The following is a 15,719-nucleotide window of genomic DNA, read 5'->3' as shown; positions in this document are numbered from 1 at the left end:
GTATTCTATGTTATACTATATAATCACCTTGCTTGTTTTAATTGCCATAGCAGTTTACCAGTATTTTACCTTCATAAGAATTTATTACATAGGCAAATCGCTCGAAACTTTTCGCGAAATACGGCATTCAGTTACGTTGTTATTGTCGAACAATGCAAAAGATCTTCCGGTTGAAGAGGCCATTGAATACCGGCAATTTTTATCACACATAAATACCATTGTTAAACATTTTGGCCGCATTAAAACCGAGCTCACGAAATTCAGTTCTGTAAAAAATATTTATTTAAATATTCTGATGTCATCTGCAAGCCTCGTGATGCAATCGAATGAAACCACAGGTGTAAACGAATATAAAGAAAAAGCCTGTGAAGGAATTGTAACCGCTTTTAAAGCTATTCCATTTTACAAGGCAAGGTTGTTTATCTTCTGTTTAAAAATTATGGCTTTCGTTTCTTTTCTTCTTGGCATCAAAAAATATGTTATTTGGTTTAAACGCATCGAAAGGATTCACAAAATTGAAAAAGACCTGCTCAGGAACAATGGTATGCACTGCAACTGATTCCCTGAAGGTAAGTCCGTAAAAAAGTCATATAAATCGGGAACGTCAAATTAGACAAAAACTACATGAATTAACCACGTAGCCCTGCTTTTAAAAAGCGGGGTGTTTTATTTAATGTAAGTGAGTGTTTTAGAAACCGTTGTGAGCGACCAAAGAATACAAAAGATACGCATAAAGGCTATTTTTTCCAACTGATATCTGTCAGCACCGGGTGCATAATTTTTAACGCGGTTATCGTTTTATTTCAACAATTCTTTATTAATTTACATCATTACTTCGAATCCAGCCCCTTAACAGCCGCATTAAGAAGAAGCTCTTTTATTTATTTTTATTCATTTTTTAAATTTTCTCCCATGGTAACTACAGATATCGCACAGCTTTCACAAGAATGCAATGCCTGGAGGGAGACATTGCGTTCTTACAGAGACGAATTCGGTCAGCTTAAAAACCACCTCCAGGAACTGGCCGGAAGTCAAACAAACAGAGACGTTCTTTTGGAAATTGAACATCTCGACAATCAGTTCCACATCCAGCTTATCAACATTCACGATCTCAAGCGGTCTATCAAAAATCACCACCGCAAATTAAACTCCGAGATTGCCGAAACCAGTGGTCAACTGACCGACGAAACTACCACCGATCACGAAAACCTTTACACCGAATACCAACGACTTGAAAATACACTGCATGAAGTAAAGCAGGAGTTTTCTGATTTCGCCAGCCACATACGATAGCTGTGTATCGCTTGTGATTTGCTTTCAGGTATTTAAGTAGCTTAGCTCTCTTACATACCACGTGCACTATTTGGGTGCTATCGCTATATAGAACTTATTATTATGAATCTGCATCATATTGCTTTTTGAATTTCAAAAGCAATAGGTGACGATTGCAATTGCCGATGCTTCATTGACAATTTTTATCGCCCCCTTCTCAGCCACATCCATACCCCCGGTATGAAATATCGAATGTTGAAGTCGGATACTTCAATATTTATTTTAAAAACGAACCATATTCTTCACTATTTAAATTGTTTGCTATGGCTGAATTTGATACCTCACACGTAAAAAATGTAGTCTTGCTGGGCCACGCCGGCTGCGGTAAGACAACATTAGCGGAATGCATGCTTTACGAAGCAGGCCTCATTACCCGCCGCGGCACCATTGCCGAAAGAAATACCGTAGGTGATTACCATGAACTGGAACAGGAACGCGGTAACTCAATCTTCTCAAAATTATTACACACCAAATGGCGGGGTTATAAAATCAATATTATCGATACACCGGGTTACGACGACTTTGTGGGTGAAGTGATATCGGCGCTCCGCGTTGCCGATACCGGTGTTATGCTGTTAAATGCCGTAATGGGCGTAGAAGTAGGTTCCGACATTATCTGGGATTATACCGAAAGGTTTAAAACCCCTTTGATATTTGCCGTTAATAAGCTCGACGAAGACAATGCCGATTTTGATAAAACCGTGCGCGAAGCAAAAGCTCATTTTGGTAACAATGTGGTGGTAGTGCAATACCCGCGACAACAGGGTTCCGGTTTTCACGAGATCATTGATGTGCTTCGCATGACGATGTATAAATTTAATGATGCCGGCGGTAAACCCGAAAAGCTGCCTATCCCTGAAGAAGAGCGCAGCCGGGCCGACGAACTGCATAAGGAGCTGATAGAAGCTGTGGCCAGTAACGACGAAAGCCTGATGGAAAAATATTTTGAGAAGGGAGAACTTGATGAGGATGAAATGAAATCGGGGCTGAAAAAAGCCATGATCAACCACGATCTGTTTCCCTTATTCTGTTTATCGGCCGAGCGCAATATGGGCAGTGGCCGCTTAATGGGCTTTATCGACAATGTTTGTCCCAGCGCCAATGAAATGGCGTCGCAACTAACCCGAAGTGGCCAGCAGCTTGCCTGCGATGCAAACGGTCCCGCCTGTATATTTGTTTTCAAAACCATCAGTGAACCGCACGTAGGCGATCTGTCGTTCTTTAAAGTGTATTCAGGAACTGTGCAAAGTGGTATGGAGCTCGAAAATGAATCGACCGGCGTTTCTGAAAAATTAAACCAGCTGTTTCTGGTCGAAGGTAACCGCCGTACCAACATCAGCGAGCTGGTGGCAGGCGATATCGGCGCCACATTAAAATTGAAAAATACCCATGTTAACAATACACTTCACGTAAGGGGCAGGAATTACGAATTGCTTCCCATTGAATTTCCGCAACCTAATATGACGGTAGCAATTGAAACGCTGAAAAAAGGCGAGGAAGAAAAGCTGTCGCTGGCATTGCACCAGTTACGTGAAGAAGATCCCACACTGATCGTTGAAGTATCATCTGAATTGAAACAAACGCTGATACATTGTCAGGGCGATATGCATCTGGCAGTGGCCAAATGGAAAATTGAGCGTTTGCATAAGGTAGAAGTGAAATTTATAAAGCCACGCATTGCTTATCGCGAAACGATTCGCCGTATGGCCGAAGCCAATTACCGGCATAAAAAGCAGAGTGGCGGCGCCGGTCAGTTTGGCGAGGTATTTCTGCGTATTGAACCCTGGTACGAAGGCATTCCCGATCCGCATGGTTTAACCGTTCGCGGCAGGGATACCTATGAACTTGACTGGGGTGGTAAACTGGTATACTATAACTGCATCGTGGGCGGTGCGATAGACAATCGTTTTCAGCCTTCGATCTTAAAAGGGGTAATGGAAAAAATGCAAACAGGTCCGCTCACAGGATCCTACGTACGGGATGTACGGGTTTCCGTTTATGATGGTAAAATGCATCCGGTCGACAGTAATGATATTTCGTTCAAGATCGCGGGGCTGATGGCTTTTAAACAGGCTTTTCAGCAGGCCGATCCGCAAATACTGGAACCGATTTATCAGGTAGAAGTATTATGTCCTGATGACCTTACCGGCGCCGTTATGGGCGATTTGCAAAGCCGCAGGGCTCTGGTAGAAGGTATCGATACACAAGGGCATTTTCAGAAAGTGATCGCCAAAGTGCCGCTGGCCGAAATGGATGGGTATTCTTCATCGCTACGGTCAATTACACAGGGCAGGGCTAAATTCTCAATGAAGTTTTATGAGTACAGTCCTGTTCCATTCGAAGAACAACGGCGCCTGATCGATGATTACACGAAAACGGCGAAAGAAGAACTTGTTTGAGAAGGTACAAGGCACAAGCTACAAGAAACAGGAAATACAGGAACTCTAAACAAATCGAACCAACTGGCCCTACCATAAATAATAGCTACCTTCGGGTGGCTATTTTCTTTTTAATGAAATTGCCTGCAGGATTATTAAAAAAAGCAATTATTTATTCCTTCTATGGAGGCAAATACCCTGAATAAACAGGACTTTTTGCATGGGGGCGGCGAAATGGGGGAACAGATCCGTTCTGTTAACTGGACGGCTACTGCAATTGGCCCGCCCAATGAATGGCCGCAAAGCCTGAAAACCGCCATCAGCATCATGCTGCAAACACCTGTTCCTATGTTTATAGTATGGGGCCCTGCATTGACCTTCTTTTGTAACGATGCATATTATTCACTGCTTTTGGACCGGCATTTAAATATCATTGGCCGCAACGCTTCGGAAATATTTGCGAAAGAGTGGCATACCCTTGAACCGGTATTTAACGATGTATTGCATGGCAAGGCGGTAACACTGGCTGATGTACCTGTGACCATTGAACGAAAAGGTTATTCGAAAACAACATATTATACGTTGACATATGTGCCGTTGTGCAGCGAATCGGGATCGGTGAACGGAGTATTTGCAACGGCAACTGAAAATACCGAAAAAAGCGAATCGTATTTTCGCCGGCTGGCCGATACGATTCCGGTTATGCTTTGGATGACCCGGCCCGACGGCTATTGTACCTATGTAAATCAGAAATGGTACGATTATACCGGACAAATGCCCTCAGCAACCATCGGGCAGGGTTGGATTTCGGTTGTGCATCCCGATGATATGCCACAAATGACAGCCGGCTTTAGTGAAGCCAATGCCAGTCATACGCCTTTTTACCTCGAATACCGCATTAAAGGAGCCGATGGCCAATACCGGTGGATACTCGACTCGGGTTCGCCCATGTTTGACGACGATGGGGTTTTTGAGGGGTATATAGGTTCGGTGATCGACATTCACACACGAAAGCTGGCCGAAGATGCCGTACGGGAAAGCGAAAAACGGTTCAGGCAACTGGCCGATTCAATGCCGCAGATTGTATGGACTGCCAACCCCGAAGGGTACACTGATTACTATAACAAACAATGGTACCTGTTCATTGGCGAAGAAGGTCAGTTTGGCGACAGCAGTTTTCTTTACCATATTCATCCCGATGATCAGCAACGCTGTTACGAAAGCTGGTATAAATCTGTAAAATCGGGTGAGCCTTATGAAATAGAATACCGGTTTAAAGTAAAATATCCCGTTGAAGCTTACAGATGGTTTCTGGTGCGTGCGCTGCCGATTAAAAACGACATCGGGCAGATCATTAAATGGTATGGTACCTGTACCGATATCGACGATGTAAAACGCATTCAGCAATCGCTGCGCGAAAGCGAAGAGCGGTTCAGGGTAGTGGCCAATTCGGCGCCGGTAATGGTTTGGATGTCGGACACCGATAAAAAACTTACTTTTTTTAATAAAAGATGGCTTGAATTTACCGGCCGCATCGCAGAGCAGGAACTGGGTAATGGCTGGCAGGAAGGCATTTTACAAGACGACCACCCCCAGACATTGAGTGCTTACCACGAAGCCTTTGATGCCCGGCGCGATTTTGAAATTGAGTTTCGCCTGCGGCGACACGACGGTCAGTACAGGTGGATCGTAAGCCATGGTATTCCCCGGTATTCCTACGACGGCCATTTTTTAGGATATATTGGTTCCTGCATCGACATTCATGAACGTAAAAACATACGCCTGGAGCTCGAAAAAAGAGTGGCTGAAAGAACCATCAAGCTCGAAATACGAAACGAAGAACTTCGCCAAAGTGAAGAACGTTACCTGCGCATGACCACTGAAGTAGAAGATTACGCTATTATTTTATTGAGCAAAGACGGTTATATCGAAAACTGGAACAAAGGAGCCGAAAAGATCAAAGGGTATACAACAGATGAAATTATCGGAAAACACTTCCGGCTTTTTTATAGTAATACAGATCAGCAGGAGGGGGTACCCGAAAAACTGATCGGGGAAGCGACCCTTAATGGAAAATCAACCTACGAAGGATGGCGCCTGCGAAAAGACGGCTCAACCTTTTGGGGATATACCGTAATAACGGCATTGCATAACGACAAAAACGACGTGATCGGTTTTTCGAAAGTTACCCGCGATTTAACAGAGCGTAAAATGGCCGAAGACCAGTTGAAAATATATGCTGAACAGCTTGAGCAAAAAAACCGTGAACTCGAACGCAGCAACAGTGAACTAACCTCTTTCAGCTATGTAGCCAGTCACGATTTACAGGAGCCACTGCGTAAAATACAGGCATTTGGCAACCTCATACAGGCACGCGATGCCGAAAACATGAGCGAGGTGAGCAGGGATTATTTCGACCGCATGGTAAAAGCGGCTATCCGTATGCAAAATCTGATCGATTCGCTGCTTGAGTTTTCGAGAACCACTACCGCCCGGAAAAGCATTGAGGTTACTGATTTAAACGGGCTGCTCGATGAGGTTAAAAAAGAACTGGCCTACCGCATCGAAGAAAAAAAAGCATCGATTGTATCGGCGCATTTGCCCATGTTACCGGTTATTCCGTTTCAGTTCAGACAATTGTTATCGAACCTGATCAATAACTCGTTGAAATACGCCCGAGCCGGGGTTCATCCTGTTATAGAAATCAAAGCAACCTATGTTCGCGCAAAGGAAATGAATGAAAAGGCGGCTATTGCAGGAAAAGACTATTATAAATTCAGTGTAACCGACAATGGAATCGGATTTGAGCAGGAGTATGTCGAAAGGGTATTTGAATTGTTTCAGCGGCTGCATGGCCGTAATGAATACGGCGGCTCAGGCATTGGGCTGGCCATTTGCAAAAAGATCGTTGAAAATCACAATGGCTTTATGCGTGCAGAAAGCGAACCCGGTAAAGGAGCTACGTTTTATTTCTGTATTCCGGCTAAGTAAGTTATATGTTGTAAGTAATAAGTTTTAAGTTGCAAATACAGTTCCTGCATCTTACTTATAACTTATTACTTACAACTTAATACTTCTATCGTTAGTATTTCGCGCATTCCTTCAATTCCTTTTCTGAGTACGACAGGCCGTATTGCTTCAGCACATCGTCGGGCACGCCATTCCATTTATTGGGGGCGTTACCGACATAGCCGAGATCTTTTACGCCAATTTGCGAGGTATAAAACCCCGAGGCCGTAAAGTCGCGCATGAGGTTGAAAAAGGCAACGCCCTGTGCCATTTCGGGTTTGGCTTTTTTAGGCCAGGCAATTTCATCTACCATCGACATGCGTTCCTGTTCACTGCAATCAACAAACGATTTATCGAAGCGTTTCAGACATTGTACATCTAACCAGCGTAAACCGCCCCGCATGGGAATTTGATTTTCGGGCCGGTCTTTCACCATAAATTCAATGAACTCCGGCACTTTGGCATCTGAAGCGCTGCCGCTGATCTCATCGCGCGGGATGATAATGTCGGCCAGTACAGTGATAGTGGCCATTTCGTGCGCGTCGAAAAAAGTTTTTGACACCAGTTCTTTTTCCCGTTCCAGTTCTTCTTTGGCGCGGTCGAGACTAAGCCCGTTGTTTTGTTCGGGCGCTTTGGCCTCTGCCTCTTTTTTATCACCGGATTTGCAGGCATCCAACAACACACCGGCCGATAAGGTGCCTACAGCTATAGCTTTTATTGATTTTCTTCTGTCCATTGTAAGTTCTAAGTTTTAAGTTCTGAGTTGCTTGTTTTTCGATTAAGCTGTTCTACTTGTTAACTGATCAACTTATTAACTGGTCAACTTCTCAACTTATATATTTCTCTTCTTCATCTCATCTATAATATACTCCGATGTTCGCATCGATAACGCAAGGATCGTCCAGGTGATATTTTTATCGGCCTGCGATACAAACGGACCGCCATCAACACAAAACAGGTTTTTACAATCATGGGCCTGGCTCCATTTGTTCAGGGGCGACCGTTTTGGATCGTTGCCCATACGAACGGTACCGGCTTCGTGAATGATATTACCGGGTGCATGTAATCCATAATTGTTTTCAGGTTTATCATCATCGCCCGATGTAATGATAGCGCCCATGGCATGAAATATTTCCCTGAAAGTTTCTTTCATGTGTTTGGCCTGCCTGATCTCGTATTCGGTAGGTTTTACATTGAAGCGCAAAACAGGAATACCGTATTTATCTACTACCGTAGGATCAATTTCGCATAAATTGGTTTCTACCGCAACAGCCTCACCACGGCCAGCCATGCCTACCCGGGCTCCAAAAAAGTAACGGTAATCTTCTTTGAGCGATTTTCCGTATCCACCGGCTTCTTTTTGTTTGCCATGAACGGTGAATTGTCCGTTCATTTTTTCAATACCGCGGCCAAAGCCATAAGCAGGAGGTGTAAACCCGCCCCAGTATTCAATATGATAACCGCGGGGAAAATCAAGTTTTTTATTATCAACCCACCAGGGGGTGTAAATATGAGCGCCGCCAACACCGTCTTCATTATAGCGTTTACGGTCGAACAGTTCGGGTAATACGCCACCCATATCGGCGCCGGTTGAGTCGTGCAGGTATTTGCCCACCACATTGCTGTTGTTGGCCAATCCGTTCGGATGCCGGGCAGATTTAGAGTTCAACAACAAGCGGGCCGATTCGCAGGCGCTGGCAGCCAGTATCACCGTACGGCCAAGCACCTGATATTCCTGCATGTCTTTTTTATTTACGTACGATACGCCGGTAGCCAGTCCTTCTTTATTGGTAAGCACTTCACGGGCCATTGCTTCTGTGATCACATCAACATTTCCGGTTTCCATGGCTGGTTTTACCAATACCGAGGAAGAGGAGAAGTCGGCATAGGCATAGGAGCAGGCCCGGTTACATTGCCCGCAGTAAATACATTCACCACGCGATTTGTTGATCGATTTGGTGAGTATCGACAGCCGTGAAGGGATTACCGGAATGCCAATGCTGGTAGCTGCTTTTTTGATCATCAGCTCGTGCAAACGGGGTTTGGGCGGGGGCAAAAAAATGCCGTCGGGATCATTTTCCAAACCTTCATTGCTGCCAAAAACACCAATGAGTTTATCTATTTTATCGTAATACGGTTTTACATCTTCATAACCAATCGGCCAGTCATCACCCAGGCCATCGATGCTGCGCCGTTTAAAATCTTTAGGACCAAAGCGCAGTGAAATACGGCCCCAGTGGTTGGTACGTCCGCCGATCATTCGGGCACGCCACCATTCCCACTTTGTATTATCTGCATGAGTATACGGTTCGCCATCAATTTCCCAGCCCCAATAGCAGGCGTCGAAATCGCCAAAGGGGCGAAATTTGGTGCTGGCGCCGCGCCGGGGCGATTCCCATGGATTTTTCAACTGTGTTACATTTGTTCTTGGATCATACATAGGGCCGGCTTCAATCAAACATACTTTCAATCCCGCATGCGACAATACATAGGCTGCCATACCCCCTCCGGCACCAGACCCTACGATTATTGCATCGTATTGTTTGGCATTTTTTTTAACCTGAAGATCCCCCATAATAGAAGTGAGTTTAAAATTGATGATTGGTTTAGAGGTATAAATGTAACGGTTTAGCTTTTTTGACCAAGATTTACTCTTGTATTTTTTATGTGTGGCTGAATAACCTTCCTTTTGTACATTCCTGAAAATCAGTTGATGCAAGAATGTGCTTTCATTGTCAATCCAAAGCTGATTTCAGGTGGTGAGGGCATTAAAAGACAGCAGAGCAGATACCTGTTCCCTGTTCCCGGTTACCGGTTGCCTGGTAACTGGGAACTGGTATCTGGTAACCGGAAACTTTTTGGTTGAAGGCAATACAAAATCCTGTTTTGCTAAAAAGGACCCCGATAGGTATTATTATGTATTACCGATCCCTGAAATCTACTAACCTTTTGATTCGGATTAAAAACCGGCTGTTACAACCTGCTAAATGGCGGTCACTTATTAGCAATTAACCAGGATCAATATTTTCCTGGATTTCCTGATTTGAGTGTTTAACTTTTAAATTATTACCAATTTATGCTATGGATAAACCCTTATTTATTAAAAAATTGTTTGGAGAATCGCAAAAAATTTATTTTTTGCACGCAATTTTACGCACCAAATCCCGTTAATTTAATGTTACTTTATTCTGTAAAAACCTATAATCTGATATCCCTATGACCCCGTACATTCAAAATGAAACAGATTACCTGGCGGAGAAATTCATGATCCTTGAATATCACATCGCCCATGCCAGCAAAATAGCCCTCCTGAAAATTCAGAGTTGGAAATTTGCCGTTAAAAATCCCGAAGTTGGTACCCGTTACCAGATGGCTGCAGAAGATATGGTACGCCAATCTTTACTGAGTTTTGTTTCCAATTCGCATGTTTTAAGTGAAGAGGGTTTTTACTTCAGACCGATTTCTAACTAAATCATTATAAGTTTTGTTTGCAGTAAGTCGCTCCGTTTTGGAGCGACTTTTTTTGTTACCAGTTTCCAGTTACCGATTCCCCGGAAACCGGCAACCGGTAACTGGTAATCCGACTTTGTCACATGTGCAAATTTTAATTTTAAATATATAACAGAAACTGATTAATGATAATTTCTTCAGCCAGAAATACTAACGTTTTGGGATGCTGGATTTTTAGTAGTTGCTGTTAATGGTTATTCTGTATGAAATAATGGTAAAGAAATTGAAAATATTTTTTTTGAGAAAAAACATTCAAAAAGTCCTTCTTATATTTGTTTTGGCATCACTAATCAGGTGAGAAAGAAATGGCGAGGCAGGAATAGTAGCCAACGCACAACAACCTTATCCAATGGACTGGAAGCAACAATTTAAACCACTTCTTCTCTTTTTCTCTCATTCTATTATCTATTATGCCAGCAGGTATTATTGGTGTACCTGGTCACGATGTACATTTTCAGGTGATCCGTACCACTGGCAGTTTTCAGGAAATTTTGTAACGCACCGGAAAAAGTTTACAGGCTTTATGCGGGCGCCCGAACAAAACCGCCAAAGTGCGTTTATTCATGTTAGTGAATATGTGCCTTAGGTTTTACCGGCACATACGTGTTGCAGCGGGCAGCATATGCACGGGTAGCAACACACCTGTACGAACATTTAACAAAAACGGATAGCAGCAACTCCCCATTGACCAATGGATTTGTTGCGCCATGCGGCGCGACAGATGCCATACAACCAACTATTGTTTACTATTAAAACAGTAACTCATGTTACCATCAGTAAGGCGTTTCCCGGCCGCTGACCTGTATTTGTTTTGCCCGGGGCTATCAGATTGCCATAATCATTGTTTGTAGCATTAAACCAGATCTTATGAATTTGAAAAAAGCGGATATCGAAAGGATCAGTCTTGCCAAAGAACTACTTGCAAAAAATCGCCGGTATCATATTACTATCGACGATTTAAGTCGCGAAACAAAAGTGAACCGTACCAAGCTTCAGTTTGGATTTAAAGAATTGTTTGGGATAAGCATAGACGATTATCGAATTACCCTGCGGATGGAAAAAGCAAAAGAACTATTGGAGGAAACTGAAAAAAGCGTAAAGGAAATTTCTACGCTCGTAGGTTATAGAAGTATGGGAAGCTTCAGTACCATGTTTAAAAAAACTTTTATGAAGTCGCCCAGTGAATGGAGAAACGGACAGGCTTGATGAAAAAAAATATCGCTAAAATCAAATTGTGCAAATAGAAGAAATAATCGGTTGTATATTGCGTATAGGTTAAAAAACGGACGGTTTCTTTTTTATACATAGCCGGGTAAAGGCAGTGGCGATATAATTTTCGGATATACGGCATGCCCTCAGGTTAACTTTTACGAAGCTTTACAGGCCATAGGTATCGCACTGCCAAAACCAGGCTTTGTTCAATTTGGAGAAATTTGATTTTAATAGCGTCTGACAACAGTCCCCTGACCCTAACCGTATGAAAAAAGAATCAGGGTACAAGCGTTGAGACTGAAAACAAAATTGAAACAGAAAAATATTAATGCAATCCCGATAGTTATCGGGAGTCGACTGCTTTTCATGGCTATCCGGTATGCCGGCAGCTTAGTTTGGTGTGAAGGAAACGATATTTCAGGAGGGTCAGTATCCAACACATCATAACGGCGGGAAAAATCTGATCGCTACCACCGGTTCTTCCAATGCCTGGTAATCTTATCAGGCAAAGCCGGCTCCGGATTTTTTATTACAATACATAAAACTGCTTCATGCCATTCATACCTGCAGGCGCAAAATACTATCAGTCCCGCCTTGCGGGACGCTTCAATTTTATAAGCTAAGAGCTAAAAGGAGAAGAAAGAGAAAAAAGAGATATTGTATTTTTCAAAGATCCTTGTATATACAGCAGTCTATTTTTTTTAAATAATATCAACAGCTCTTTATTCTCCTTATCTCTTTATGCTCCTGGCACTACTGCAGTCAGGCGCTGGCGCTCGTATAAGAAGTAAAAAGAGAGATTTTTTGTCTTGTCAAATTCAGGTTGCAACAAATTATCAATATTTTAAAATAATTACAGTAACTCTTTTTTCTCCTTTAAACACTTAGCGCTACTGCAATCAGGGCGCTTGCGCCCACTAAAAAGAAAACTTCAGGAAATAAATTTAAACAGCTTCTAAGAAGGTGAGCAAAGCAGGGGTGGCAAAATGCCCGGCTGAAATCCCCGTCCGGATGCCTGCCGTTTAATACGACTGGTTTAGGCGGGCGGGGCTTCAGGAGGCGGTGTCAAAAAAAAGCGTCATCATCAGAGTAATTTTTGTTTCCGCGAAACAAGGATATTTGTGGGAGTTGCCCGGTGGTCTCACACTCAGAGTCGAACTGAACCCAATGTTACTTTGAGGTAACAGAGTCACACGTTATATATGGACGCATTTATCTTTCTTTTAGCTGCATCAATATTCAAACCATGCATTATATTTTTTTGCCCATTTAATTGCTGGTCTTCCTACGTCCTGGATTCCTGTGCCCTGGGCGTTGCCCTTTGAGTCTTTCTTCTTGTTCCTTGTTTCTTAACGCTTTATCTTTACCCGCATGAAAAAAATGTTTCCATGGCTGCTGTCAGTAACGCTGATCTTAGTTGATGTTACTGCTTCATTTTGCGCTACGGTAGATACCGTTCTCACGTTCAGCCCTTCCATGAAAAAGAATATTAAGGCCGTTGTAATTAAGCCCGATAGCTATGCCAAAGGCAAAGAACTGCCGGTTGTATACCTGTTGCACGGATACAGTGATAATTACGGGGCCTGGGTTACCAAAGCGCCGAACGTAGTTAAGCTGGCCGATGTGTACAATGTTTTGATCGTTTGCCCGGATGGCAATTTCTCAAGCTGGTATTTCGATAGTCCGGTCGACACCACCTGGAAATACGAAACCTATATTGTTAAAGAGCTGGTGCCCTGGGTAGATGACCATTTCAAAACCATTAAAAACCGCAACGGCCGGGGCATTACCGGTTTAAGCATGGGCGGACATGGTGCTTTATACCTTTCTTTTAAACATCAGGATGTTTTTGGGGTAGCAGGCAGCATGAGCGGTGGTGTTGATATGCGGCCATTTCCACTGAACTGGGACATTGCAAAACGCCTGGGTAAGTATTCAGAATATCCTGAGCGCTGGGATGCCAACAGCGTGATCAATTGCACGCATCTTTTAACACCCGGTTCGCTGTCGCTGATCATCGATTGCGGCTCAGAAGATTTCTTTTATAAAGTAAATTGCAGCCTGCACGAAAAATTGCTTTACAATAATATTCCGCACGATTTCATCAGCCGCCCGGGTAAGCATAACTGGGAGTATTGGGCGAATGCCATCAATTACCAGTTGCTGTTTATGAGCAGGTTCTTTTATAAAGAATAAAGTAGATATATACACGAATAATTATTACTGGCAGCCGTGGAGCAATTGTGCATAACGGATGTTGTAGAACATAATTAATTCGTTAACTTTAGTCACCTATGGATTTCGGGGGGCTAACTGATGAAATACTGCTACGACTGTTAAAAGCCGGTGACGAGCGGGCTTTTAAAGAAATCTATTCGCGTTACTGGAAGGTATTGTTTGAAGCTGCCTACCGCAGGTTGGCCAGCAGGGAAACTGCCAAAGAACTGGTACAAATTGTATTTCTTCGCATCTGGGAAAAACGGCAAACCGCTTATATCAATCATCTGCAGAGCTATTTGACCACTTCCATTAAAAACAGCGTTATCAATTATATTGAATCAACCGTAGTACATAAAAAATACATGCAGCATGTAATAGATACTACCACAGGTGATTGCCACACGGCCGCATCAACCCTTAGTTTTAATGAACTGTCGCAGGCTATTGAAAAAGCCGTTGGTATGTTGCCCGAAAAAACAAGGCATATTTTTCGTCTTAGCCGGTTTGATAATTTGTCGATTCGTGAAATTGCCGCCAACATGAATATTTCAGAAAAGGCCGTTGAATATCACATCACCCAATCATTAAAAACACTGCGTTTATACCTGAAAGAATACCTGGATTTTGCGTTGTAAGGCTCCCAGGGCTCGCGCTTCGCGCTTCGCCGTATGCAGTTGCGCTAAGAGTGTATAAGAGTTGAAAGAGAATAAGGAGTCTTACTTTTCTTAGCTGCTTATAAATAATTAAGTTGTCGCATCTATAAGATTCTTTTTTCTCCTTTTTCTCTTATAACCTCTTAGCTCGTTTAGGGTATTGCCCCACTTGCCTGTCTATACCTTCTGAGCCATAAAACGATGATGCAATGGACCGCACCGCTTTCAGGGAATTATTAATGCGATATGTTGATGGAACCGCTACGGGCGATGAACGAGCCCTGGTAGATCATTGGTATGAACTGCTGTACGATACCGGGTTGCCTTCATTACAAAAAGACGAGCTGGATAGTATTGAACAGGAGATGTGGGCGCATATTGAAAAGCACGGAAATATTTCTATGGATCACAGCACTGTTATGGCGAAACCCAAAAGCCGCAGACTGTTGTATTATGCGGCTGCAGCGGCCATAGGGATCGGTATTACTGCAGGCATCTGGTCGATATACCGATCGCAGGCAAAACCATTTTCTTATACAGCAAGCTTACAGCAGAATCATTTGCCGGAGGCCGCTAATAATACAGAAACAGCTCAAAAAATTAATCTCGAAGACGGCAGTTACGTGCTATTGCAACCGCATTCAAAAATTGCTTATCCAAAAACTTTTGATGCCGGTAAAAGAGAAGTGTATATGGAAGGCGCGGCCTTTTTTCAGGTAGCAAAAGATGCTTCAAAGCCCTTTTATGTATATGCCAATGAACTGGTGACAAAAGTACTGGGCACCAGCTTCGATGTACAGGCATTTCCGAACGAGGGCACCATAAAAGTAATTGTGCATACCGGCAAAGTAACCGTGTACCAGCGAAAAAATAACAGTACTGAACAGGATGCGGCCCGGTCGAACGCTACCATAATTACGCCCAATCAGCAAATACTATTCAACCGCAACGCAGCCATTATTACAAAAACAATTGCCGTACAACCGCAGGTGCTGATTAAAAATGATGATAACATCAAAAGTAATCAGCAGGTATTTGTTGATATTCCGGCTTCGGAAGTTTTGCTGTTGCTTCAAAAAACGTATGGAATAAATATTGTGTTTGATGAAGAACTGCTGGCCCATTGTTCTTTTACCGGCACATTCACCAATGAAACATTTTTTGAAAAGATCAGTCTTATTTGCAAAGCCATTGAAGCAACGTATGAGCAAACCGACGGACAGATAATTATTACAGGTCATAATTGTGAACCATAACTGTTTACCCGATTAAACCTTTTTCTATGATCGATTCAACATAATGCATAAAAAAGCCGGCGATGTTAGCGCATCACCGGCTAATAAAAAAATCCCGTTGTTGTAGTTCATGCTTCTTTTAGCGAAGAAGCAGGGATTGCTTTTGACCA

General features: G+C 43.1%; 11 protein-coding genes. 9 read left to right on the top strand and 2 right to left on the bottom strand.

Annotated elements, in window-relative coordinates; genetic code table 11:
- The first annotated feature begins 7 nt into the window (after positions 1-7).
- From AC59IL_RS00495 to AC59IL_RS00480, 4 genes are all read left to right on the top strand, one after another.
- On the top strand, positions 8-559 hold the full coding sequence (locus AC59IL_RS00495; RefSeq protein WP_496550097.1) for a hypothetical protein: 552 nt from the start codon (positions 8-10) through the stop codon (positions 557-559).
- Between the two features lie 353 nt (positions 560-912).
- Positions 913-1,293 (top strand): hypothetical protein, encoded by a 381-nt coding sequence (locus tag AC59IL_RS00490; RefSeq protein ID WP_496550096.1) that lies wholly within the window; start codon positions 913-915, stop codon positions 1,291-1,293.
- A 302-nt stretch (positions 1,294-1,595) separates the two neighbouring features.
- Positions 1,596-3,731, top strand: coding sequence for an elongation factor G2 (fusA2, locus tag AC59IL_RS00485; RefSeq protein WP_496550095.1), 2,136 nt, complete (start codon positions 1,596-1,598; stop codon positions 3,729-3,731).
- A gap of 162 nt (positions 3,732-3,893) precedes the next feature.
- Positions 3,894-6,701 (top strand): PAS domain-containing sensor histidine kinase, encoded by a 2,808-nt coding sequence (locus AC59IL_RS00480; RefSeq protein ID WP_496550094.1) that lies wholly within the window; start codon positions 3,894-3,896, stop codon positions 6,699-6,701.
- A gap of 91 nt (positions 6,702-6,792) precedes the next feature.
- Here the strand turns inward: AC59IL_RS00480 and AC59IL_RS00475 are convergent, their stop codons facing one another.
- Positions 6,793-7,455 carry a gluconate 2-dehydrogenase subunit 3 family protein gene (locus AC59IL_RS00475; RefSeq protein WP_496550093.1) on the bottom strand — a complete coding sequence of 221 codons (663 nt, stop codon included), beginning with the start codon at positions 7,453-7,455 and terminating at the stop codon, positions 6,793-6,795.
- A 96-nt stretch (positions 7,456-7,551) separates the two neighbouring features.
- Entirely contained in the window at positions 7,552-9,294 is a 1,743-nt protein-coding gene (locus tag AC59IL_RS00470; protein WP_496550092.1) for a GMC family oxidoreductase, read from the bottom strand.
- 641 nt (positions 9,295-9,935) lie between these two features.
- On the opposite strand from AC59IL_RS00470, the gene AC59IL_RS00465 reads away from it, so the two are divergent.
- The 5 genes from AC59IL_RS00465 to AC59IL_RS00445 all read left to right on the top strand — a co-directional run bounded on the left by AC59IL_RS00465 (position 9,936) and on the right by AC59IL_RS00445 (position 15,570).
- On the top strand, positions 9,936-10,190 hold the full coding sequence (locus tag AC59IL_RS00465) for a hypothetical protein (RefSeq protein ID WP_496550091.1): 255 nt from the start codon (positions 9,936-9,938) through the stop codon (positions 10,188-10,190).
- Between the two features lie 906 nt (positions 10,191-11,096).
- On the top strand, positions 11,097-11,435 hold the full coding sequence (locus AC59IL_RS00460) for a helix-turn-helix domain-containing protein (RefSeq protein ID WP_496550090.1): 339 nt from the start codon (positions 11,097-11,099) through the stop codon (positions 11,433-11,435).
- Between the two features lie 1,377 nt (positions 11,436-12,812).
- Positions 12,813-13,637, top strand: coding sequence for an alpha/beta hydrolase (locus AC59IL_RS00455; RefSeq protein ID WP_496550089.1), 825 nt, complete (start codon positions 12,813-12,815; stop codon positions 13,635-13,637).
- Between the two features lie 98 nt (positions 13,638-13,735).
- Complete coding sequence (locus AC59IL_RS00450; protein ID WP_496550088.1) at positions 13,736-14,296, top strand: RNA polymerase sigma-70 factor; 561 nt, start codon at positions 13,736-13,738, stop codon at positions 14,294-14,296.
- Positions 14,297-14,523: 227 nt separating this feature from the next.
- Positions 14,524-15,570, top strand: coding sequence for a FecR family protein (locus AC59IL_RS00445; RefSeq protein WP_496550087.1), 1,047 nt, complete (start codon positions 14,524-14,526; stop codon positions 15,568-15,570).
- The last annotated feature ends 149 nt before the right edge of the window (positions 15,571-15,719 follow it).

The sequence above is a fragment of the Niastella sp. sgz303648 genome (genome assembly GCF_059587045.1).
Note: the sequence above shows the minus strand (reverse complement) of the source record. Positions and strands in the feature narration are given on the sequence as shown.

What these genes read in the sequence shown, in the direction of transcription:
- AC59IL_RS00460 (WP_496550090.1), top strand. Translation starts at nt 11,097, where the DNA reads ATGAATTTGAAAAAAGCGGATATCGAAAGGATCAGTCTTGCCAAAGAA.
- AC59IL_RS00455 (WP_496550089.1), top strand. Translation starts at nt 12,813, where the DNA reads ATGAAAAAAATGTTTCCATGGCTGCTGTCAGTAACGCTGATCTTAGTT.
- AC59IL_RS00490 (WP_496550096.1), top strand. Translation starts at nt 913, where the DNA reads ATGGTAACTACAGATATCGCACAGCTTTCACAAGAATGCAATGCCTGG.
- AC59IL_RS00450 (WP_496550088.1), top strand. Translation starts at nt 13,736, where the DNA reads ATGGATTTCGGGGGGCTAACTGATGAAATACTGCTACGACTGTTAAAA.
- fusA2 (WP_496550095.1), top strand. Translation starts at nt 1,596, where the DNA reads ATGGCTGAATTTGATACCTCACACGTAAAAAATGTAGTCTTGCTGGGC.
- AC59IL_RS00480 (WP_496550094.1), top strand. Translation starts at nt 3,894, where the DNA reads ATGGAGGCAAATACCCTGAATAAACAGGACTTTTTGCATGGGGGCGGC.
- AC59IL_RS00445 (WP_496550087.1), top strand. Translation starts at nt 14,524, where the DNA reads ATGGACCGCACCGCTTTCAGGGAATTATTAATGCGATATGTTGATGGA.
- AC59IL_RS00465 (WP_496550091.1), top strand. Translation starts at nt 9,936, where the DNA reads ATGACCCCGTACATTCAAAATGAAACAGATTACCTGGCGGAGAAATTC.
- AC59IL_RS00495 (WP_496550097.1), top strand. Translation starts at nt 8, where the DNA reads ATGTTATACTATATAATCACCTTGCTTGTTTTAATTGCCATAGCAGTT.
- AC59IL_RS00475 (WP_496550093.1), bottom strand. Translation starts at nt 7,455, where the DNA reads ATGGACAGAAGAAAATCAATAAAAGCTATAGCTGTAGGCACCTTATCG.
- AC59IL_RS00470 (WP_496550092.1), bottom strand. Translation starts at nt 9,294, where the DNA reads ATGGGGGATCTTCAGGTTAAAAAAAATGCCAAACAATACGATGCAATA.